The organism is Arthrobacter agilis, assembly GCF_030816075.1.
GTDB classification, from domain to species: domain Bacteria; phylum Actinomycetota; class Actinomycetes; order Actinomycetales; family Micrococcaceae; genus Arthrobacter_D; species Arthrobacter_D agilis_E.
This window is the reverse complement of sequence record NZ_JAUSXO010000001.1, coordinates 2489656-2509703: the sequence shown is the minus strand read 5'-3', so window position 1 is coordinate 2509703 and position 20048 is coordinate 2489656. Positions and strand designations below refer to the sequence as shown.

The following is a 20048-nucleotide window of genomic DNA, read 5'->3' as shown; positions in this document are numbered from 1 at the left end:
CCGGTGCGGCACGATCAGGGCATGACCGACCTGCCCTTCTCCATCCAGCCGATGCTCGCCAAGGCCGTGGATGCCGTCCCCGAACCCGGCAGTGCTCCGGGTGGCCTCGTGTACGAACCGAAGTGGGACGGCTTCCGTGCGATCGTGAAGATCGAGGACGGCACCTGCGAGATCGGCAGCCGCGGCTCGAAGACACTGACGCGCTATTTCCCCGAACTCGTCGAGGCCCTGCTCGAGAACCTGCCGGCGCGCTGCGTCGTGGACGGGGAGATCGTGGTGCGCCGGGGTGAACCCGGCGCCGAACGGCTGGACTGGGACGCCCTGTCCCAGCGCATCCACCCCGCGGAGAGCAGGGTGCGCCTCCTGGCCGAGGAGACGCCGTCGTCGTTCGTGGCCTTCGACCTCCTCGCCGTCGGGGACGACGATCTGACGGCCGTACCCTTCGCCGAGCGGCGCCGCTCCCTGGCGGACATCGGCACCTCCTTCTCGTCCCCGGTCCACTTGTCGCAGGTCACGCACGACGTCGACGTGGCGCGGCGCTGGCTCGTCGAGTTCGAGGGCGCGGGCCTCGACGGCGTGGTGGCGAAGCCGCTAGGCGCCGCGTACGAGCCGAACAAGCGGCGCATGCTCAAGGTCAAGCACCACCGCAGCGCGGACACCGTGGTGCTGGGCTACCGGGTGCACAAGTCAGGGCAGGGCGTCGGTTCGCTGCTGCTCGGGCTGTACGACGACGCCGGCGAGCTGCGGAACGTCGGCGGGATCTCGGCGTTCTCGGACAGGCGGAGGCTGGAACTCGTCGAGGAGCTCGACGCCGATGTGCTGCGCAACGACGACGGCGAGGCCGAACTGGGCGAGACCGAGCGCAGCCGCTTCGCCTCAGCGCGGGACGTGTCCTACATCAGGCTCCGGCCGCGGCGCGTCGTCGAGGTGCGGTACGACCAGATGGACGGCGACCGCTTCCGGCACACGGTGCAGTTCGACCGCTGGCGGCCCGACCGTGAGGCGCGCTCCTGCACCTTCGAGCAGCTGGAGCTCCCGGCGGCGTACGACCTCAGCAGGGTGCTCGCGTGAGTGCCGGGTCTCCGACCGATAGTGGGGGTGCCCGCGCCTAGGCTGGCCACGTGAGCTCCACCTATCTCTGCAGCGGCGTGACCTGGCACGGTGCCGGGCGGGTCCTGTCGCTGCGCGAGGTGCCCGAGGCGTCCGCCGTCGGCACTCCCGCGGCGGAACAGGGCCTGCGCGAGCTCGCCCTCGCCCCCGGCACGCGGCTGGCGTTCGAGGTTGCGGCAGCAGGGCGGTACTGCCTCGGATTCCATCGGGTGCACGGGCGCGATGATCGCACCTGGGTGCCGTGTGCGGATCAGGCTCCGGCCGATCGGGGCTCCCAGTGCGCACGGTGCTTCGCCCAGGACGATGTTCGGTTCATGCACGACATCCATCGCTCCGGGATCGCTCCGGCGGGCCTGAAGCGCTACCTCGACCAGCCCCACTGGCTGTATGTCGCGACGTTCGCCGACGGCTCCACCAAGGTAGGGACGGCATCGCACCCGAGGAAGTACGCGCGCCTCGTGGAGCAGGGCGCCGTCGTCGCGCAGTTCGTGGCGCTCGCCGACGACGGTCGGGTGGTGCGGGTCCTCGAGGACGAGGTGACGCGGAGCGTCGGCCTCCAGCAGGCCGTGAGGTCCGGGACGAAGGCCGCGTCGCTGTGCGCTCCCCTTCCTGCGGTGCAGCTCCAGCGCATCAACGACGGGTTCGCCCTGGCGGCCAGGGGGTTGTTCCAGGGCGGCATGGATGTCGAGGGCTTCGAGGTCGTGCACGAGGAGTTCGACCCGCCGTCGACCTGGTCCGCGATGCTCTCCCGCAGGGGCCTGCAGCCGTACCCGGATCCGCTGGACCGCGGGCAGCACGGATTCACCGTGGCCGACGTCATCGGGCCCTCGGCCGTCGTGACGATCGACGGCACCGATCTCCTGTTCGTCGCGGACCTCGCGCAGCTCAAGGCGAGGCGCCTGCGATTCGGGGACTTCAGCACAGCGGTCCCTGCCGTCCAGGAAGCCCTGTTCTGAGAGCCGGTCCCGCTCGGCAGTAGAATCGGATCATGCTGAATACGCCCTGGGAGACCGGTTCGGACCTGTACCGCAAGCTGGTGGTCTCAGCGCTGGTGACCACGGCGATCGGTATCGTCATCGCGGTCATCGGAGCGGCCACCGGGCAGGGTGCCCTCGTGTTCACGGGTATCCCGATCATCGTCGTCGGCATGGTGTGCCACCTGGCGGGCATGGTGGTCCGCTCGCGCGACGTCCGCCGCCGCATGAAGGACCAGCGCTGACCCGCTACCGGTCGGCGCCCGGCGTCGTACCCCCACCGCCCACGTACCGCAGGTAATGCCGTACGCCGCTTCCATCGGAGGACCCATGACCATCAATCCCGACCTGCAGGGGCGCAGCTACCCCGCGGGAGAGACCTACTCCGTGGGCCGTGAGGCCATCCGCGATTTCGCGCGGGCCGTGAAGGCGACGCACCGTGCGCACTACGACGTCGACGCCGCAGCTGCTCTCGGTCACGCCGACCTCGTGGCGCCGCCCACGTTCGCCATCATCGTGGCCCAGCGGGCCGATGCGCAGCTCATCGGCGACCCGAGCGCCGGCATCGACTTCACCCGCGTGGTGCACGCGGACCAGCGCTTCATCCATCACCGGCCGATCATCGCCGGGGACCAGCTGGTGGCCGAACTGCACGTGGACCAGGTGCGCGCCATGGGGGGCGGGGCGATGATCACCACACGGGCCGAGATCACCACCATCGACGGAGAACCGACGGCCACCACGACGTCGTCGATCCTCGTCCGCGGAGAGGACCAGTAACCATGGCAGTGTCACTCGCGACCCTCGAGGTCGGTCAGCAGATCGGCTCCACCACCATCGGCATCACCCGGCAGGACCTCGTGCGGTACGCCGGGGCATCGGGCGACTTCAACCCCATCCACTGGAACCAGGCCTTCGCCGAGGGGGTCGGACTGCCCGGTGTCATCGCCCACGGCATGTTCACCATGGGTGCCGCCGTCCAGCTCGTGACCGACTGGGTGGGAGACCCGGCCGCTGTCGTCGACTACCAGACGCGCTTCACCAAGCCCGTCGTCGTCGACGACACCACGGCGCAGCCCGGCGAGCCCGGGGCGGTCGTCGAGGTGGCCGGCGTCGTCGGTGCGGTCGACGCGGACGCGTCCACGGCCCGCATCGACCTCACCGTGACGTTCGCGGGGCAGAAGGTCCTCGTGAAGGCGCAGGCCGTGGTGAGGCTTCCATGACGGCCCCGATGACGGGGACGCGCCTCGCGGACCTGACGACCGCGCGCGTCGGAGGTCCTGCGCGGACGCTCGTCGAGGTCTCGACCGAGCAGGAGATCGTGGAGGCGGTCCGTGCGGCGGATGCGGTCGGTGAGCCGCTGCTCATCATCAGCGGCGGGTCCAACCTGCTGATCGGCGACGACGGCTTCGACGGCACCGTGGTGCACATCAGGTCCACGGGCTTCACGGTCAACGACGACGACGCGACCTGCGGCGGCGTCATGGTCAACGTGCAGGCCGGCCATGACTGGGACGACCTGGTCCGCTACACCGTGATGCACGCGTTCTCGGGACTCGAGGCGCTCTCCGGTATCCCCGGGTCCACGGGCGCCACGCCCGTGCAGAACGTCGGGGCCTACGGCGCGGACGTCTCCCAGACCATCGCCACCGTGCGGACCTACGACCGCGAGACCGACCGCATCAAGAGCTTCACCAACTTCGAGTTGCAGTTCGGCTACCGCGACTCCCTCCTGAAGCGCAGCACGGTGAACGGCTCGCCGCGCTACGTGGTGCTGTCGGTCGAGTTCCAGCTCGGACTGGGACGCCTGAGCAAGCCGATCCGGTATGCGGAGCTCGCCCGTGCGCTCCGCATCGACGTCGGAGCCCGTGCCTACGCGAACGACGTGCGGCGGGAAGTGCTCAAGCTGCGACGGGGCAAGGGCATGGTGCTCGACGGACCGGACGCCGACACCCGGAGTACCGGCTCGTTCTTCACGAACCCCATCGTCACCGAGGACGTCGCCGACCGCCTGCCGGAGGACGCTCCGCGGTACCCCTCCGGGCGGGACGGTCGGGTGAAGCTCAGTGCTGCCTGGCTGATCGAGCATGCCGGCTTCTCCAAGGGCTTCGGACTCGCCGACGACGACGGACATGCCGCGGCGGGCGGGCGTGCGTCGCTGTCGACGAAGCACACGCTCGCCGTGACCAACAGGGGAGGCGCATCGGCGTCGGATCTCCTGGCCGTGGCCCGCCTGGTCCGTGACGGCGTGGAGAAGGCGTTCGGTATCCGGCTGGAGCCGGAGCCGCTGTTGATCAACTGCACCCTGTAGGCCTCCTCCGCGTGGTGCAACGGGGCGCGGCGTAGCCGGGCGCGTGGCTGGGCTCATGACAGGCGCGCCTGCGCGCCGACGCCTTTGCCTGTCAGAGGGCGGGGGAGCGCCGGGCCTGCTCCGCAGCGGCGCGTGTGAGGACGACGTCCTCCCAGCTGTCCTCCCGCTGCACGAGCTGCCGTGAACACAGCCACTGTGCGAGGCGCGATGCCACGCTGATCTGTGCCAGCCGATCGTGGAAGTCAGGGAGGAGATGCGGGGCGGCGAGGAAGTCGGGCAGGGCGTGCAGCAGGTCCCGCGCGCCCATGACCTGCACGTAGGGGGTCTCCGTCCCGAACTGTCGCTCGAGGGCCAGCAGTTCCTGCTCGCCGTCCGTCAGCCGGGCCGCGGCGACCAGCTCGAGGTAGTCGCGGAGATGGCCCTGTACGCGCTCGTACCGCAGCAGGCTCTCTGGGTGCTGCACGTGACCGCTCGCCGCAAAGAAGCGCCGGAGGATGGTGTCTGCGTTCACGTTGTCCATGCGCTCATCCTGCACGGGCCCTCCGACCTTTTGTGTCCCAGCGTCGATGCTCCGTGACTGCTCCTCCACACCCGAGGTGTGGCCGCCGGGTGTGGAGGAGCAGTGGTCCACCTCTCCTCCACAATGGCGGTCCACCCTTCGGAATAGTAAGTACGTTCGATAAAATCGGGTATGGCTATCGCACCGATCGAGGACCCCGAGGAGACTGACGTCTCCCTGAGGCTCGTGCGCTCGGTTCTGGTGCGTGTGGCCGAGGGACTGGCCGGGTCCGGCCGGACCCTGTCGACGGGCGAGACGGAGCAGACGCTCGTCGGTATCGAGGACATCTCGCGGATCGTCGACCATCTGCAGGTCCTCGCCGCAGGTATGGCGGAAGAGGCGGACCTCGCTGCGGGGCATCAGCGGACCGGCGTCGGCTCGCTCCAGGAAAGGGCAGAACAACTCGTCCGGGGAGCGGGTCCGGCCGGCACTGCTGGAGGTCCTGCTGGGGGTGCTGGGGCCGGTACCGGCCCTGCGGACGGCTCTGACGGGGGAGCGGACCCCGAGGGGCACACCGGTGATGGTTCTGGGGACGGCGCTGGCCGGAACCGCTTCCGGAACTGCGCGGACTACCTTCGGGCACGGCTGGGGATCAGCCGAAGCGAGGCCAAGCGCCGTCTGGTTCTGGCGCACAACGTGGTGCCCGGTGTTGCTCGGTCGGGGAGTCCTGTCGGTCCGCCCCTGGCGGTCCTTGGTCGTGCGCTGGGTTCGGGCACCGTGAGCGGGCGTGCGGCCACCATCATCTGCTCCTCGGTGGAACGGGTCAGATGCGTCGCTCGTCCTGAGCAGTTGGCGTCGATGGAGCAGCATCTGACGCTGCAGGCAGTCGAGTCCGACGAGGACGTCCTGCGTGTCGTCGCACGCCGATGGGAGATGGTCCTGGACCAGGACGGCCAGGAACCCACCGAGAAGGTCCTGCGGACACGGCAGGGAGTGTTCCTCCGAGGCCGGCGGCACGGGCTGCACATCCTCGAGATCGGTGCCACCGACGAACAGTTCGAGCAGCTGGCCACGGTCATGAATACCGCCACCAATCCCCGTGCAGCCAGGACGCTCGCTGCTTCCGCAACGGTCGCGCACCCCGGGACGCCAGGTGTCCCCGGAGCGCTCGATGGCGCCGGTGATCCTCACCTCCTCGGAGACTCCGGGGCGTCGCAGGGCGACGAAGACCGCGCATCGTCAGTTGCGGACGCCATCGAAGCTCCCACCCGGGCGCAGAGCATGCTCGACGGTCTGGTAGGTGCGTGCCGGATCGCCCTCTCCACCACGCACCTGCCGGCGACCGGCGGGCACAGGCCGCAGGTGATGGTGACGATCGACTACAGGGACCTGGTGGCAGACGTGGAAACCCTTGCCCACCCGGACGTGCTGTCAGGAGTCCCGGACACCGGCAGCTGGAGCCCGTCGGTGGGTGGCAGCACCATGGGCGGTTCGGATGCGCTGGAACGGGTCCGAAGGGCTGGACACGGCGCACCGTCGCGCGGTGCTCGAACCGGTGGTCCGGCGGATCGACCCGGAACCGGGCGGGCCGTCTTTACCGAGCACCTGAGCGCCCGCAGTATCCGCCGGATCGCATGCGACGCCGACATCGTCCCGCTCGTGCTCGGCGGTGAGGGGCAGGTCCTCGATATCGGCAGAGCTGCACGCCTGTTCCCGCCTCACCTGCGCCGTGCCCTGGTCGCGAGGGACAGAGGATGCGCGTTCCCGGACTGCACCATCCCTGCGAGTTGGTGCGAAGCACACCACATGACGCCATGGTCGCGCGGGCGGGATGACGAGCATCGACAACGGGGTCCTGCTGTGCGCGCACCATCACCACGTCATCCACCTCGGCCAGTGGGCAGTGGCAGCGCACAACGGCATCCCGTGGTTCACGCCACCTCCCCACGTGAATCGCCGCGGTACCGCTGCCCGGCGCAACAGGTACTGGCACGCCCAGCCCGGTCGCAGCGATGCTGATGGCGGTGCCAGCGGTCCATCGTTGCTCGGCGTCGCTCCGCAGGCCTAGGCCCGGCGAGCGACGCGCCGTCGCTCGTCCTCGTGGGCTCCGCGCAGGAGATCCATCACGGCGGGCCCCGTCCGGCTACCCGGGTTCACGATGGCCACCCAGCCGAGGTGACCGTAGACCGGATGCAGCAGGATCGTGTCGGCCCGACTGGGATCAGGATCATCCACTCTGTCACCCGTGAGCTCCCGGGCCCTCGCCGACCCGACGTGGATGTTCAGTCGCCACCGGCCCTCCGCATCGAGGTTCGAGAGTGTGTCGTCGGGGTAGTCCTTCGTGACGATCGTCGCGTAGGGCTGGGTGCGCTGCGGCACGGTTCCATCGGGCGAGTAGTAGAAGAAGTGGTCACCCCACGCGATCGGGGGAGTACCGTCGCCTTCGCGGGGCGCCACCTCCAGCACCCCGTCGAATGTCCTGATCGCCTCGATGATCTCGTCCATGCCCATGATCCAGTATCACCGCCGTCCGCCACGGCGGACGGGCGTCACACCGTTGATTCGCCCGGCATGGCCGGATGGATCACGGAATGGCGATGACGTGCGCTAGAGGTTGCCGGTGGCGATCATCAGCATCCGGCGCAGCGGCTCGGCCGCACCCCACAGCAGTTGGTCGCCGACGGTGAAGGCACTGATGTACTCGGGGCCCATCTCCAGTTTGCGGATGCGCCCCACCGGGACCTCCAGGGAGCCTGTGGCCGCGACGGGCGTGAGTCCCGCGAGGGTGTCCACCTTCGTGTTCGGGACGACCCGCACCCACTCGTTGTCGGCTGCGATGATCGACTCGATCTCGCTCACCGGCAGATCCTCGGTCAACTTCAGGGTCAGCGCCTGGGAGTGCGATCGCATGGCACCCACGCGGACACACAGGCCGTCGAACGGAATGCGGGTGTCCGTTCCGAGGATCTTGTTCGTCTCCGCACCGGCCTTCCACTCCTCCTTCGACTGTCCGTTGCCGAGGTCGCTGTCGATCCACGGGATCACCGAACCCGCCAGGGGGACGCCGAACTGGGAGGCCTCGAGGCTCGGGTGGCGTTGCTTGGCGAGGATCGCCCGGTCGATGTCCAGGATGGCCGAGGCGGGATCATCGAGGTTGAGGGCGACCGTCCCGTGAAGTGCGCCGAACTGGTTCAGGAGTTCGCGCATGTGCCGCGCTCCACCGCCCGACGCCGCCTGGTAGGTCATGGAGGTGCCCCACTCGACGAGCCCGTTGCGGAAGAGCCCGCCCAGACCCATGAGCATGCAGGAGACCGTGCAATTGCCGCCGATGAAATCGCGGACACCGCTGGCGAGCGCAGCATCGATGGCAGATCGATTCACAGGATCGAGCACGATCACGCTGTCCTGTGCCATGCGGAGCGTCGACGCGGCGTCGAGCCACAGGCCCGACCACCCCGCATCACGCAGCTTCGGGTACACCTCGGACGTGTAGTCACCACCCTGCGCGGTCACGATGATCGGCAGCTTCGCGAGGATCTCGACGTCGTACGCGTCCTGCAACGTACCCGCACCCTCGGCGAAGGACGGCGCCGCGCCGCCGGCGGCCGACGTCGAGAAGAACACAGGGTTGATACGGGCGAAATCGCCCTCGTCCTGCAGGCGTTGCATGAGGACCGAGCCCACCATGCCGCGCCAGCCCACGAATCCGACGGACGGCAGGGCGGAACTCTCGGGTGCTGAAGTCATGCTTTCCAGTTTAGGCGGTGCGCTCGCTAAGCCGCCCTTTGTGAAGGGGCGCCGCTGCGGTCAGGGTGGCGCAGGGCCGGGGGGCCCGGTCCTCACGCCGCTGCGCCGCGCCTCTGGCCCGGTCCTGCTGCCTGCGCGGAGGCTATCCGATGGACGACCATGTCCGCCGGGATGATCAGCAGCCACAGGTACATGGCGACTCCGGGCACCACGAAGGCGACGGGGATGCTCGCAGCGAATACCAGCGGTACGGGAAGCAGCGCCCGCAGCACGTAGCGGTAGAGGTCACGGTCGACGGCGGGCGCCATGAGCCCTGCCCGCCACGCATACGCCCACACCAGATTCAGCATCGAGTAGACACCCGCGACCACCGCCGCATAGACCACCACGGGCCAGGGCGACGCCTTGCCGCCGTACTCGCTGAGCAGGCTGGTCGGTAGAGGAAGCACGGCGACGAAGAAGAGCAGGAGCAGATTCAGGACCTGCAACCGGAAGTCGTAGCGGACAATCACGCTGAACTTCCGGTGGTGGTTCAGCCAGGCGCTACCGATGACGGCGAAGCTGAGTGCGAAGGAGAAGAAATGCGGCAGTTGCTGCACCAGGGCAGCACCGACCTGATCGGGTGGAAGGCCGTCCGGCACTTCCAGGTCGAGGACGAGGAGCGTCATGGCGATGGCGAACACGGCGTCGCTGAAGAACACGGTCCGTTCGGTGGAGTCACCCCGGGTGAGCAGTACCTTGTACCTGGACCTGAGGTCCTTCCGACCCGGTGGTTCGTCCTCGGCGTGCGGCACCGTCCGAGCCTAGCTTCTCGGCCGGACCTAGGATAGGCGGATGAACGAGGTGCCTCGCGGACAGCGACGCGGCACGGCACGAGGACCCGGAAGGCTTGCGAGCACCGTGGTACTCCTGGGCCAGCGTGTCCTCTTCCTCGCGGTGGTGGTCCTCTCCGGATGGGCCATCTACGCGCTGTTCCTGGACGAGGTGGACGACGGCGACCGCCAGCCCTGGGTGTTCGTGATCATCTGGGCGCTCGCCGCCTATGTCCTGGTGCCGCGGATCAACCGGTTGCTCACCCGGATCTACGTCCCCGACTACTTCATCGGACGGACCCGCACCGCCGACGGACTCCTCGGCGACCCGATCAACCTCGCCGTCATCGGCAGCACCGAGAGCCTCCGGACCGCCATGGTGTCGTCCGGCTGGACCGAGGCCGATCCATTGACGTTCCGGAGCGGCTGGCGGATCACCAGGTCGTCGATCCTACGCAGAAGCTACCCCTCGGCCCCTGTGAGCCCACTGTTCGTCTTCGGCCAGAAGCAGGACCTCGCCTTCGAGCAGGAGGTGGCCGGCAACCCGGCCCAACGGCACCATGTGCGCTTCTGGGTGTGTCCGCCGGGCTGGGTCCTCCCGGGCGGCTTCGACGTCGACCTCGTGGGGGCAGCGACCTTCGACCGCAGCGTCGGCCTGTCCCTGTTCACCTTCCAGGTGACCCACAAGATCGCCGAGCGGACCGATGACGAGCGGGACTGGGTGGTCACCAGCCTGGGACCGAGGGCCGATGTCCACACGGTCCGCCACTTCTCGACCGGCTACCACAGCCGGAACGGAGGTGGGGATGCCATCGAGACGGACGGCGACCTGCCCATCCTGACCCTGACCTCGACGGATCAGCGGGCCGACCGCGCGTCGTGAGGGTCCGGACGGCTCCTCGGGGTCGAGCGACGGGCAAGGGCCAGGAGATGGGGCAGGGGGTAGGAGAGCGGCCGGGCCCAACTGACCGACAGCCCGGCCGACGGGCCCGAGACAATACGCGCCACCCGGGCAGGTCAGGCCGTGCCTGGTGCGGCCTCCTGTGCGGACCGGGTCCAGAGGCTGATGCGGTACCGGATCCCGGTGGAGGACTCGAGCCAGCCGGCTTCCGGCGTCAACGCCGCCAGCGCCCATTCCGCGCCCAGGGACGGCGCCACGGTGTCCCCCTCGGTCGCCGACTCAACGACCGTGACGAGCGCCGCGTTGGCCCGCTCCATGGCGTCCGCGTAGATCTGGCCGCCACCGATCACCCAGATCTCCTCGGCACCCGGAGCGGCCTGTGCCGCCTCGAACGCGGCGTCCAGGGAGCCGACGACGACGGCGCCCGGCAGGTCGGTGCCCGAACGGGACACGACGATGTTCGTCCGGTCCGGCAGGGGCCTGGATCTCAGGGGGAAGGACTCCCAGGTACGGCGTCCCATGATGACGGGGTGTCCGGTGGTCGTGGCCTTGAAGTGCGCCATGTCCTCGGGCACGTGCCAGGGGATGCCGCCGTCCTTGCCGATCACACCGTTCTCGGTCTGTGCCCAGATCAGGCCGATCACGGAACGCGACCCGACGGCGTCGGTCACGCTGAGGCTGCCGGGGGAGGTTGCCTCGCTCATACCGCCACCGGGGCCTTGATCGTGGGGTGGTGCTGGTAGTCGACCACGTCGAAGTCCTCCAGGGTGTAGTCGAAGATGCTGTCCGGCTTCCGCCTCAGCTCGATGCGCGGGTACGGGTACGGCTGCCGGCACAGCTGTTCGGCGACCTGCTCCACGTGGTTGTCGTAGACGTGGACGTCACCGCCGGTCCAGATGAACTCTCCGGGCTCGAGACCGGTCTGCTGCGCCACCATGAGGGTCAGCAGTGCATAGGAGGCGATGTTGAAGGGCACGCCGAGGAACGTGTCGGCGGACCGCTGGTACAGCTGGCAGGAGAGCCGTCCCGGGCCACCGTCGACACCCGGCGTCACGTAGAACTGGAAGAACACGTGGCAGGGGGGCAGCGCCATTTTGTGCAGCTCCGAGACGTTCCACGCCGAGACGAGGTGCCGGCGGGAGTCGGGATTGGTCTTCAGGGCCTCGACCACCTGGGCGATCTGGTCGATATGACCGCCGTCGGGCGTGGGCCAGGAGCGCCACTGGACGCCGTAGACCGGACCGAGCTCGCCGTCGTCGTCCGCCCACTCGTTCCAGATGGACACGCCGCGCTCCTGGAGCCACCGGACGTTCGAATCTCCCCGCAGGAACCAGAGCAGTTCGAGCGCCACGGATTTGAAGTGCACGCGTTTGGTGGTGATGAGGGGGAAGGATTCGCTGAGGTCGAAGCGGAGCTGCCGGCCGAAGACGCTGCGTGTGCCGGTGCCCGTCCTGTCGCTCTTCGCCGCGCCGTTCGCCATCACGTCGCGCAGCAGGTCCTCGTATGGGGTGGGGATGGGGGTGCTCACCCGGTCAAGTCTAGGCGAAACGCCTCGCCCGCCGGAGGCTGCGGCGGCTGCCTGTGGGCCCGCGCCGACACACCGCTGCCCGACCTCCTCCAGGCCACGGCCGGACCGCGCTCAGTCGTCGTACGCACGGAACTGCTCCACCGACACGATGCGCCCGGGGTTCGCGCTGCTCACCTGGCAGATCACCGCTTCGCCCGGAGCGAGGTACGGGTCGTCGACAGGGAGGAGCTGCCGCAGTCCTGCCGGCATGTGGTCGCCCAGCACCGCGAAGACGAGCGGCAGCACGGGACGGTGCGTGCAGAGTGCCACGGGCCGCCGCTTGTCGAAGACCCGCTCGACGGCGGCCTTCGCGCGTCCCGGCCTGCGGGCGGCGTCGTGCTCCGTGAGGGCGTCGACGAGCTTGAGCTTCGCACTGCGCTGGTTGACGTAGGGGGAGATGGTCTGCACGCAGCGCTCCCACGGGCTGCTCACCACGCGCTCGGGATTCCACGCCTGGAGCAGGCGGCTCACGGCGATGGCCTGCCGCCGGCCGGTGGCGGCGAGGGGCCGATCACCCTCGGCCCGGCTCCAGGAGGAACGCGGCTTCGCCTTCGCGTGCCGCACCACGATCAGCGGCCACGTCTGGAGGTCCTTGGCCGCATGTGCTGCCACGAGGGCGTCCAGCGGCTCGACGTCGGACGGGTTGCTCAGCATGTCGCGTGCCTCCTCCGGCGACACCCACTGCACCCGGTCCACCTCCTTGCCGTCCGGTACGGGCCGCAGGCGATCGGTTCTCGCCGCCCAGTACAGGACGACCTTGTCGCGCGAGGACACCGGGTAGGTGATGGTGGCGAGCGGGATGCCGAGCTTGACGCTGAGCCCCACTTCCTCGAAGGTCTCGCGGATAGCACACTCCGGCGTCGTCTCTCCCGGATCGAGCTTGCCCTTCGGCCACGACCAGTCCCGGTAACGGGGCCGGTGGATGATCAGGACCTGGAGCTGGCCCTTCTCGATCCGCCAGCAGAGCGTCCCGGCGGCGATGACCTCGCCGCCGCCCTGGGTGGAAGCGGCGGAGGTGCTCTCTGTCGATGTGGCCATCAGCGGCGTGACACCGCACGCTGCCGAGCCCGCGAGGCGAGCAGCCAGGACTGGATGTCCTCGAGGGGGGCGCCGTCGTCGTCCTTGTGGTGGCGTGTCCAGCAGCCCGTCTCGTCGAGGTGCCAGCTGGAGACCCCCGGATCCATGTAGCGGTCCATGAGGCTCATCAGGTAGGAGATGTCCTCGGGTGCACTGAGCTGCACGAGGGCCTCGACACGGCGGTCGAGGTTGCGGTGCATCATGTCCGCGGAGCCGATGAACACCGCCGGCTCGCCACCGTTCGCGAAGGCGAAGACGCGTGAGTGCTCGAGGAACCGTCCGAGGACGGAACGAACCGTCACGTTCTCGCTCAGGCCCGGGACGCCCGGCCGCACCGAGCAGATGCCGCGGACGATCACGTCCACCTTCACCCCGGCCTGCGACGCACGGTAGAGCGAGTCGATGATCGCCTCGTCCACCATCGAGTTGACCTTGATGACCACGCGGGCGGCGCGGCCTGCCTGCTTGTTGGCGATCTCCCGTTCGATCCGGTCGATCAGGCCCGAACGGACGGAGCGCGGCGCGACCAGCAGTCGCTTGAACGTGGACTTCGGGGCGTACCCGGAGAGCTGGTTGAACAGCCGCGAGAGATCCTGGCCCACCTGCTCGTTGGCGGTGAGCAGACCCAGGTCCTCGTAGTACCGGGCGGTCCGCGGGTGGTAGTTGCCCGTGCCGATGTGGCAGTAGCGGCGCAGGCCGTCGATCTCCTGCCGCACCACCAGGGAGAGCTTGCAGTGCGTCTTCAGGCCCACGATGCCGTACACCACGTGCACGCCGGCCTGCTCGAGCTTCCGGGCCCAGGAGATGTTGGCCTGCTCGTCGAAGCGGGCCTTGATCTCCACGAGGGCGAGCACCTGCTTGCCGGCCTCGGCGGCGTCGATCAGGGCGTCGACGATCGGCGAGTCGCCCGAGGTGCGGTAGAGGGTCTGCTTGATGGCCTGGACCTTGGGGTCGGCTGCCGCCTGCTCCAGGAACGCCTGCACCGACGTCGAGAACGAGTCGTACGGGTGGTGCAGCAGGATGTCACGCCGGCGCATCGCGGCGAAGACGTTCGCCGCCTTCGAGGTCTCGCTCTCGTTGAGGTGGCGGCTCGTGTGCGGGACGTGCTTCGGGTAGTGCAGGTCACCCCGGTCGATGCCAGCGATCACGCTGAGCCCCCGCAGGTCCAGGGGAGCGGGGAGGGTGTACACCTCGTCCTCCTCCACCCCGAGCTCCCGTGACAGGAGCGCACGGATGCTCGGATTGATGTCCGTGGTCACCTCCAGACGCACGGGCGGGCCGAACCGGCGGCGCAGGAGCTCCTTCTCGAGGGCCTGCAGGAGGTTCTCGGCGTCGTCCTCCTCGACCTCGAGGTCCTCGTTGCGCGTGACACGGAACAGGTGGTGTTCGAGGACCTCCATGCCCGGGAAGAGCTGATCGAGGTGGACGGCGATGACCTCCTCGAGCGGGATGAAGCGCGCGATGCGCCCGGCGACGTTGCCGGCACGCGGTCCGTCGACGGACATGAGGCGTGGCAGCTGGTCGGGCACCTTGACGCGCGCGAAGAGCTCCTTGTCGCTGACCGGGTTGCGGACCACGACCGCGAGGTTCAGGGACAGCCCCGAGATGTACGGGAAGGGGTGCGCGGGGTCGACGGCCAGCGGGGTGAGGATCGGGAAGACCTTCTCGGCGAACATCTTGTGCAGCTCCGCGCGCGCGGTCTCGTCGAGCTCCTCCCAGGTGGTGAGGTGGATCTGCTCCTCGGCGAGCGCGGGCCGGATGTGCTCGGCGAACACCGCTGCGTGGCGCTGCTGCAGCTGGTAGCCGTCATTCATGATCTTCTCGAGCTGCTCGATGGGACTGAGCCCGGCGGCGGAAGGCACGGCCAGTCCGGTGGCGATGCGCCGCTTCAGGCCGGCGACCCGCACCATGAAGAACTCGTCGAGGTTGGACGCGAAGATGGAGAGGAAGCTGACCCGCTCCAGGAGGAACAGGTCGGGGTCCTCGGCCAGTTCGAGGACGCGGGCGTTGAAGTCGAGCCAGCTGATCTCCCGGTCCAGGAAACGGTCGGGGCGGATCTCGCCGGACGGCAGGAGGCTCGGAGCGAAGTCCGGGATGTCGATGCGGTCCTGGGTCGCCCGGGCTGGAGCCGTCTCGGACGATCCGTACAGGGACGCGCTCCGGCGTCGTGTCTCATCCATTGCGTCTCCTGCAGCGTGGGCGGGCATGGGCTCGTGCCCGGCCCTGCAGGCCGGGACACGCCTCGGAAACCACCTTACAAGGTGGGTAACGCCCGTTTGCCCGCGTACATGACGTCGACGTCCCACCGGGTGAAACCGAGCTTCCGGTACAGGGCGACGGCCGCCGTGTTGTCGGCGTCGACGTACAGCATGATGGCCTGCAGGCCCCTGCCGTGGAGGTACTCGATGCCCGCGACGGTCAGCGCCTTGCCGAGGCCCAGGCCCTGCGCCTCGGGGGTCACGCCCACCACGTACACCTCGCCCATGGGCGGGTGTGCGCCGAGGCCCGCGTGCACCTTCGTCCAGTGGAAGCCGAGCAGGGTGCCGTCCTCCTCCCGCACGGCGAGCAGGAAGCCGTCGGCGTCGAACCACTCCTCGTCCATGCGTGCCTCGAGGTCGGCGCGGGTGGTGGCGCCCTGCTCGGGGTGATGGGCGAACGCCGCGGCGTTGGCTGCGAGCCACGCCTCCTCGTCCTGTCCGCGCACGAACGGCCGCAGCACGACGCCGTCGGGCAGGCGCACCTCCGGCACGGACTGCTCGGCGGCCGCGCGCGTCAGGCGCATCCGCCACAGCTCGCGCACGGGGACGAAGCCGAAGCGTGCGGCGAGGTCCGCGGCCGCGGAGTGGTTCCCGTGCGACCAGCCCTGCAGATCGCTGATCCCCTCGGCCAGGACGGCCTCGATGAGCGCGGTGCCGGCGCCCTCGCCCCGGCAGTCGGGCCCGACGACGAGTTCGAGGACCGCACCGTCCGCGCCGCGGGTGATGACGGCCACGCCGGCCAGCTCGCCGTCCTGCTGCCCTGCGGTACGCGCCGTGAAGACGAGCAGGCGATCGCCCGCACCGTCCGCCCGGAGGGTGAGGAGGGTCTGCTCGGACAGGGGCGGGTTGCCGTCCGCCTCCGCTGCTGCGGCCGCGAGCCGTCGGACGTCACCGAGGACGGACGACCCGGGCGCGCCTGCGATCCGCTCGACGGACCAGGTGGGGACAGGCTGTGCGACGGTCATGCGCCCAGCCTAGCCCTGCCCGTCGAGGGGTTTGGCGAGTGATGCCCCGTACGGTAGTCTGGTGCTCGCTCGAGGGGGATGCGCCAGTGGGGCGCCCGCGATACGTTCGACCCGTATGTCCTCCACCACGGTTCCATCAGGAACAAAGAAGCCCCTTCCACCTGCGGGTGGAAGGGGCTTCTTCGTGTCCGGGCCTCAGGCGTCCTGGTCGACCGAGCTGCGGTCCTCGGGCAGGCGGGTCAGCGTGAAGCGGTACCCCACGTTCCGTACCGTCCCGATGAGCTGCTCGTGGTCGGACCCGAGCTTCGCGCGCAGGCGCCGCACGTGCACGTCCACGGTGCGCGTGCCGCCGTAGTAGTCGTAGCCCCACACCTCGTGCAGGAGCTGATCACGCGTGAAGACGCGGCCCGGATGCTGCGCCAGGTACTTCAGCAGCTCGAACTCCTTGTACGTGAGGTTCAGCGGTTCCCCGCCCACGCGTGCGGTGTAGCTGGCCTCGTCGATCACCACGCCCGAGGCATGGATCTCCGTGCTCGTCTCCTCGCCCGCCGCCGCCGACCGTGCGATGACGAGGCGCAGCCGCGCCTCCACCTCCGCGGGGCCGGCCGAGTCGAGCACGACGTCGTCCGCGAGCCAGTTCGCGGCCACCGCCGCCATGCCGCCCTCGGTGAGGACGAGGACGAGGGGAGCGCTGAGGCCGGTGGCCTTGAGGAGCTGGGTGAGGGAGCGGGCGCCGACGAGGTCCTTCCGGGCATCCACCAGGACGACGTCGCACGGGTCGGTGTCGAGCAGGGCCGTGGGCTCCGCCGCGAGGATGTGCACCTTGTGGTTGAGCAACTCGAGTGCCGGCAGGATCTCGACGGACGAGCCGGTGGTGTTGGTCAGCATCAGGATGTGCGGCATGTGTCCTCCACGGGTAGGGAACGCGCATCATCGGGCAGTGGCGCCCCCGTTCCTGGTCCGGAGCCGGGAGGCGGTAGAGATTTCGACAAGTATAGCCGCAGCCCTGTGAGGGATCCCACGCGCCCTCCTCCCTCCGTACGCGGGTTTTCGCGCCGCCAGTATGCGTAGGGCAGTATTGCTGGGGTGAAGAGGACGAGTGTGGCCGCAGCGGCCGGAGCCGCAGCGCTGGCGACCGCGGCGATCGTCGCGTCCTCCTACATCTCCCACTCCGCGGTGGCGATCGTCACGGCGGTCGCGTGCATCCTCACCGCCGTGGGGTGGCCGTACATCCTGCGCGTACCCGCCCGGAAGAGCCTGTCGACGGCGATCGGGCTGAGCGCCCTGCTCGCCGTCGTCCTCGCCGGTATCACCCCAGGCCCGTCCTTCCTCACCTGGTTCCCAGCATCCGTGGCCCTCGGGGTCGGTGCCGTCTTCATGATCCAGCTCCTCCGCGGCACCGGGCAGAGCCTCCGGCTGGAATCGACGCTCGGAGCGAGCTCCGGGGCCGTCGTCGTCGGCATGGGTTCGGGCTGGGTGGCGGCCGACCGCCTCGGCGCGAACGCCGCCGACTCCGGGATGACGCTCGTGACCGGGGTCAGTGTCCTCATCGCTATCGCCGTCTGCCTCCTTCCCTTCCCGGACCGGCTCGTGGCGCCCGTCGCCGTCGCCCTCGCGGCGCTCGCCGGACCTCTCGGGGCAGCCCTGTTCACCGATGTGCCGGCCCTGGCCGCCGGGGTCGTGGGACTCGCCTGCGGCGTGGTGATCGCGGGGACCCGCCGGCTGCTCGTCGGACGGGAAGCACCGCTGGCGGTCCTCGCGGCCGTCGCCGCCGGAGTCGCGCCGGTCCTCGCGATCGGCGCCGTCGTGTATTTCCTCGACAAGCTGTTCCTCACCTGAGCACAGATTCGCGGGCGCCGGGTGCTGCCGGCACCTGTCCGGTGGCCCACGGACCGGGCGTTAGGATGGGAGCATGTCCATCCTTGCTCTTGAAATCTTCTTCATCTCGCTGCTGGTCGTCGCCGGTCTCGGCATGGCGGGTTTCGCAGCCCTTGTCATCACGCGCCTCTACAAGGGCCAGAAGTAGCCGACCGACCGGGAGTCCCCATGTCGATTGACCTGCCCACCGACCTCACGCCCGAACTCGTCCCGCTGTCGTGGCTCCTCGGAACCTGGGAGGGGACGGGGATGCTCGGTGAGGGAACCGCCGATTCGGAGCGCTTCTCCCAGCGGGTCACGTTCTCGCAGAACGGCCTTCCCTACCTGCAGTACACCGCGGAGTCGTGGCTCATCGACGAGCAGGGCTCGCAGCTGCGGCCGCTCTCCGTGGAGACGGGCTTCTGGGCGCTCGATCGCAAGCTGAACGACGCGGACGTCGGCCCGGGGCTAAGCCCCGCGGACATCGTCCCGTCCCTCAAGACCGCCGACGAGGTGGAGCAGTTCCGCAACGCGGCGGGCGGCTTCGACATCACCGCGACGATCGTCCACCCCGGCGGCATCGCGGAGCTGTACTACGGCAGTATCAAGGGCCCCCAGATCCAGCTGAGCACCGACCTGGTGATGCGTGGCCAGCACTCCAAGGAGTACACGGCGGCCACCCGCCTGTTCGGCCTGGTGGAGGGCAACCTCTACTGGCGCTGGGACGTGGCCGCCGACGGCAACTCCCTGGAGGCCCACGCCTCCGCCATCCTGAAGAAAGCCTCCTGAGCGCCGCCGTACTGCGCGCCACCGGCTCCACCAGCACCGCGGAATAGTCCCGCCCGGAAGGCGTTATACCGTCATGACCTCGCACAGCCCTTTCCTCAGCCGATCCGGAGCCGTCGAAGGCGGCGGAGCGGACGCCGGGGTGGCGTCCCACTACGGCGACCCCTTCCGGGAGCAGCGACTCCTCGCCGACGGGCAGGCCGTCGTCGATCTCTCGCAGCGCGGCGTCGTGACGGTCTCCGGGCCGGACCGCCTGAGCTGGCTCAACACGCTCTCCTCCCAGCTGCTCCTCGGCCTGCAGCCCGGGCAGAGCTCCGAGACCCTGCTCCTCACCGTGCAGGGCCGCATCGAGTACGCGGCGCACGTCGTGGACGACGGCGCCACCACGTGGCTCGTCACCGAAGGCGGTGAGGCCGCCCCGCTCACCGCATTCCTCGAGCGTATGAAGTTCATGCTCCGCGTCGAGATCACCGACGCCACCGACGCCTGGGCGGTCCTCGGGGCCACCCGGGCCCTTCCCGGACTGGGCGACGACGTCGTGGTGTGGGAGGACCCCTGGCCCGCCGTCGGGACGGGTGGCTACGCCTACTCGATCGTCGACGACGCACATCCCGGACGGGAGCGGCCCTGGTTCGAGTACCTCGTGCCGCGGAACGGGATCGAGGACGCCGTCGCCTCGACGGGTCTGGCCCTCGCCGGTTCGCTCGCGGCCGAGGCCCTGCGGATCGCCGCGTGGCGGCCGCGGCCCGGTTTCGAGACCGACGAGAAGACCATCCCGCACGAACTGGACCTCATGCGCACGGCCGTGCATCTCGCGAAGGGCTGCTACAAGGGCCAGGAGACGATCGCACGCGTCCACAACCTCGGGCATCCGCCCCGCCGGCTGACGTTCCTGCACCTCGACGGGAGCCAGCACACCCTCCCGGCCCCGGGCAGCCCCGTCATCAGTGAGGGCCGCACCGTGGGCCGGGTCACCTCCGTGGGCCACCACTACGAGATGGGCCCCATCGCCCTCGCCGTCCTCAAGCGCTCCGTGGACGCCTCGGCGGACCTCCTCGTCCAGGACGGGGAGGAACGCTATGCCGCAGGCCAGGAGGTCATCGTGGCACCCGACGCGGGGCAGGTCGTCGGGCGGGCGACGGGCTTCCTGAAAGCACCGCGATGAGCGCCGGGAACGACGGCGG

21 protein-coding genes are annotated in these 20048 nt (G+C 69.4%); 11 read left to right on the top strand and 10 right to left on the bottom strand.

The window, feature by feature from the left end; genetic code table 11:
- Positions 1-21: 21 nt before the first annotated feature.
- The 6 genes from QFZ50_RS11665 to QFZ50_RS11640 all read left to right on the top strand — a co-directional run bounded on the left by QFZ50_RS11665 (position 22) and on the right by QFZ50_RS11640 (position 4395).
- Positions 22-1071 (top strand): ATP-dependent DNA ligase, encoded by a 1050-nt coding sequence (locus tag QFZ50_RS11665; RefSeq protein WP_307084338.1) that lies wholly within the window; start codon positions 22-24, stop codon positions 1069-1071.
- 50 nt (positions 1072-1121) lie between these two features.
- Positions 1122-2066 (top strand): DUF2797 domain-containing protein, encoded by a 945-nt coding sequence (locus QFZ50_RS11660; protein WP_307084337.1) that lies wholly within the window; start codon positions 1122-1124, stop codon positions 2064-2066.
- Between the two features lie 32 nt (positions 2067-2098).
- Complete coding sequence (locus QFZ50_RS11655; RefSeq protein WP_307084336.1) at positions 2099-2329, top strand: hypothetical protein; 231 nt, start codon at positions 2099-2101, stop codon at positions 2327-2329.
- An 85-nt stretch (positions 2330-2414) separates the two neighbouring features.
- The gene (locus tag QFZ50_RS11650) at positions 2415-2864 is read left to right on the top strand and encodes an FAS1-like dehydratase domain-containing protein (RefSeq protein WP_307084334.1); all 450 of its coding nucleotides are present in this window, start codon (positions 2415-2417) and stop codon (positions 2862-2864) included.
- A 2-nt stretch (positions 2865-2866) separates the two neighbouring features.
- A complete protein-coding gene (locus QFZ50_RS11645; protein WP_307084332.1) occupies positions 2867-3307 on the top strand; it encodes a MaoC family dehydratase in 441 nt (146 codons plus the stop codon).
- Between the two features lie 8 nt (positions 3308-3315).
- Complete coding sequence (locus tag QFZ50_RS11640; RefSeq protein WP_307086790.1) at positions 3316-4395, top strand: UDP-N-acetylmuramate dehydrogenase; 1080 nt, start codon at positions 3316-3318, stop codon at positions 4393-4395.
- Between the two features lie 91 nt (positions 4396-4486).
- Here the strand turns inward: QFZ50_RS11640 and QFZ50_RS11635 are convergent, their stop codons facing one another.
- Entirely contained in the window at positions 4487-4915 is a 429-nt protein-coding gene (locus QFZ50_RS11635; protein WP_307084331.1) for a hypothetical protein, read from the bottom strand.
- 171 nt (positions 4916-5086) lie between these two features.
- On the opposite strand from QFZ50_RS11635, the gene QFZ50_RS11630 reads away from it, so the two are divergent.
- Entirely contained in the window at positions 5087-6913 is a 1827-nt protein-coding gene (locus tag QFZ50_RS11630) for an HNH endonuclease signature motif containing protein (RefSeq protein ID WP_307084329.1), read from the top strand.
- Positions 6914-6958: 45 nt separating this feature from the next.
- On the opposite strand, the gene QFZ50_RS11625 is transcribed toward QFZ50_RS11630, so the two are convergent.
- From QFZ50_RS11625 to QFZ50_RS11615, 3 genes are all read right to left on the bottom strand, one after another.
- Positions 6959-7399 carry a DUF6194 family protein gene (locus QFZ50_RS11625; RefSeq protein ID WP_307084327.1) on the bottom strand — a complete coding sequence of 147 codons (441 nt, stop codon included), beginning with the start codon at positions 7397-7399 and terminating at the stop codon, positions 6959-6961.
- Positions 7400-7501: 102 nt separating this feature from the next.
- A complete protein-coding gene (gene asd, locus QFZ50_RS11620; protein ID WP_307084325.1) occupies positions 7502-8641 on the bottom strand; it encodes an aspartate-semialdehyde dehydrogenase in 1140 nt (379 codons plus the stop codon).
- A gap of 92 nt (positions 8642-8733) precedes the next feature.
- Positions 8734-9435 (bottom strand): TMEM175 family protein, encoded by a 702-nt coding sequence (locus QFZ50_RS11615; protein ID WP_307084323.1) that lies wholly within the window; start codon positions 9433-9435, stop codon positions 8734-8736.
- Between the two features lie 40 nt (positions 9436-9475).
- Here QFZ50_RS11615 and QFZ50_RS11610 point away from each other — a divergent pair, with 40 nt between their 5' ends.
- Positions 9476-10336 (top strand): LssY C-terminal domain-containing protein, encoded by an 861-nt coding sequence (locus QFZ50_RS11610; protein ID WP_307084321.1) that lies wholly within the window; start codon positions 9476-9478, stop codon positions 10334-10336.
- A 134-nt stretch (positions 10337-10470) separates the two neighbouring features.
- Here QFZ50_RS11610 and QFZ50_RS11605 read toward each other — a convergent pair whose 3' ends face one another.
- The 6 genes from QFZ50_RS11605 to QFZ50_RS11580 all read right to left on the bottom strand — a co-directional run bounded on the left by QFZ50_RS11605 (position 10471) and on the right by QFZ50_RS11580 (position 17124).
- Positions 10471-11058: a dihydrofolate reductase gene (locus tag QFZ50_RS11605; RefSeq protein ID WP_307084319.1), complete on the bottom strand. Its 588-nt coding sequence runs from the start codon at positions 11056-11058 to the stop codon at positions 10471-10473.
- Positions 11055-11834, bottom strand: coding sequence for a thymidylate synthase (locus QFZ50_RS11600; RefSeq protein WP_307086788.1), 780 nt, complete (start codon positions 11832-11834; stop codon positions 11055-11057). The genes QFZ50_RS11605 and QFZ50_RS11600 overlap by 4 nt, the downstream gene beginning before the upstream one ends.
- 159 nt (positions 11835-11993) lie before the next feature.
- Positions 11994-12959: an NUDIX hydrolase gene (locus QFZ50_RS11595; protein WP_307084317.1), complete on the bottom strand. Its 966-nt coding sequence runs from the start codon at positions 12957-12959 to the stop codon at positions 11994-11996.
- Positions 12959-15178, bottom strand: a complete 2220-nt coding sequence (locus QFZ50_RS11590) for an RNA degradosome polyphosphate kinase (RefSeq protein WP_307084315.1) — start codon at positions 15176-15178, stop codon at positions 12959-12961. The genes QFZ50_RS11595 and QFZ50_RS11590 overlap by 1 nt, the downstream gene beginning before the upstream one ends.
- Before the next feature lie 74 nt (positions 15179-15252).
- Positions 15253-16221, bottom strand: a complete 969-nt coding sequence (gene mshD, locus QFZ50_RS11585) for a mycothiol synthase (protein ID WP_307084314.1) — start codon at positions 16219-16221, stop codon at positions 15253-15255.
- Positions 16222-16416: 195 nt separating this feature from the next.
- Positions 16417-17124, bottom strand: a complete 708-nt coding sequence (locus tag QFZ50_RS11580; RefSeq protein ID WP_307084312.1) for a winged helix-turn-helix transcriptional regulator — start codon at positions 17122-17124, stop codon at positions 16417-16419.
- A gap of 183 nt (positions 17125-17307) precedes the next feature.
- On the opposite strand from QFZ50_RS11580, the gene QFZ50_RS11575 reads away from it, so the two are divergent.
- From QFZ50_RS11575 to ygfZ, 3 genes are all read left to right on the top strand, one after another.
- Positions 17308-18060 (top strand): hypothetical protein, encoded by a 753-nt coding sequence (locus tag QFZ50_RS11575; protein ID WP_307084310.1) that lies wholly within the window; start codon positions 17308-17310, stop codon positions 18058-18060.
- Positions 18061-18267: 207 nt separating this feature from the next.
- Positions 18268-18867 (top strand): FABP family protein, encoded by a 600-nt coding sequence (locus QFZ50_RS11570; protein ID WP_307084308.1) that lies wholly within the window; start codon positions 18268-18270, stop codon positions 18865-18867.
- 73 nt (positions 18868-18940) lie between these two features.
- The gene (gene ygfZ / locus QFZ50_RS11565) at positions 18941-20029 is read left to right on the top strand and encodes a CAF17-like 4Fe-4S cluster assembly/insertion protein YgfZ (protein WP_307084306.1); all 1089 of its coding nucleotides are present in this window, start codon (positions 18941-18943) and stop codon (positions 20027-20029) included.
- Positions 20030-20048: the final 19 nt, after the last annotated feature.

Bases quoted from the DNA above. Each gene is read 5' to 3' on its own strand.
- QFZ50_RS11630 (WP_307084329.1), top strand. From the start codon at position 5,087: ATGGCTATCGCACCGATCGAGGACCCCGAGGAGACTGACGTCTCCCTG.
- QFZ50_RS11610 (WP_307084321.1), top strand. From the start codon at position 9,476: ATGAACGAGGTGCCTCGCGGACAGCGACGCGGCACGGCACGAGGACCC.
- QFZ50_RS11650 (WP_307084334.1), top strand. From the start codon at position 2,415: ATGACCATCAATCCCGACCTGCAGGGGCGCAGCTACCCCGCGGGAGAG.
- QFZ50_RS11645 (WP_307084332.1), top strand. From the start codon at position 2,867: ATGGCAGTGTCACTCGCGACCCTCGAGGTCGGTCAGCAGATCGGCTCC.
- QFZ50_RS11570 (WP_307084308.1), top strand. From the start codon at position 18,268: ATGTCGATTGACCTGCCCACCGACCTCACGCCCGAACTCGTCCCGCTG.
- QFZ50_RS11595 (WP_307084317.1), bottom strand. From the start codon at position 12,959: ATGGCCACATCGACAGAGAGCACCTCCGCCGCTTCCACCCAGGGCGGC.
- QFZ50_RS11580 (WP_307084312.1), bottom strand. From the start codon at position 17,124: ATGCCGCACATCCTGATGCTGACCAACACCACCGGCTCGTCCGTCGAG.
- QFZ50_RS11625 (WP_307084327.1), bottom strand. From the start codon at position 7,399: ATGGACGAGATCATCGAGGCGATCAGGACATTCGACGGGGTGCTGGAG.
- QFZ50_RS11665 (WP_307084338.1), top strand. From the start codon at position 22: ATGACCGACCTGCCCTTCTCCATCCAGCCGATGCTCGCCAAGGCCGTG.
- mshD (WP_307084314.1), bottom strand. From the start codon at position 16,221: ATGACCGTCGCACAGCCTGTCCCCACCTGGTCCGTCGAGCGGATCGCA.
- QFZ50_RS11590 (WP_307084315.1), bottom strand. From the start codon at position 15,178: ATGGATGAGACACGACGCCGGAGCGCGTCCCTGTACGGATCGTCCGAG.
- asd (WP_307084325.1), bottom strand. From the start codon at position 8,641: ATGACTTCAGCACCCGAGAGTTCCGCCCTGCCGTCCGTCGGATTCGTG.
- QFZ50_RS11635 (WP_307084331.1), bottom strand. From the start codon at position 4,915: ATGGACAACGTGAACGCAGACACCATCCTCCGGCGCTTCTTTGCGGCG.
- ygfZ (WP_307084306.1), top strand. From the start codon at position 18,941: ATGACCTCGCACAGCCCTTTCCTCAGCCGATCCGGAGCCGTCGAAGGC.
- QFZ50_RS11655 (WP_307084336.1), top strand. From the start codon at position 2,099: ATGCTGAATACGCCCTGGGAGACCGGTTCGGACCTGTACCGCAAGCTG.
- QFZ50_RS11640 (WP_307086790.1), top strand. From the start codon at position 3,316: ATGACGGGGACGCGCCTCGCGGACCTGACGACCGCGCGCGTCGGAGGT.
- QFZ50_RS11605 (WP_307084319.1), bottom strand. From the start codon at position 11,058: ATGAGCGAGGCAACCTCCCCCGGCAGCCTCAGCGTGACCGACGCCGTC.
- QFZ50_RS11600 (WP_307086788.1), bottom strand. From the start codon at position 11,834: ATGGCGAACGGCGCGGCGAAGAGCGACAGGACGGGCACCGGCACACGC.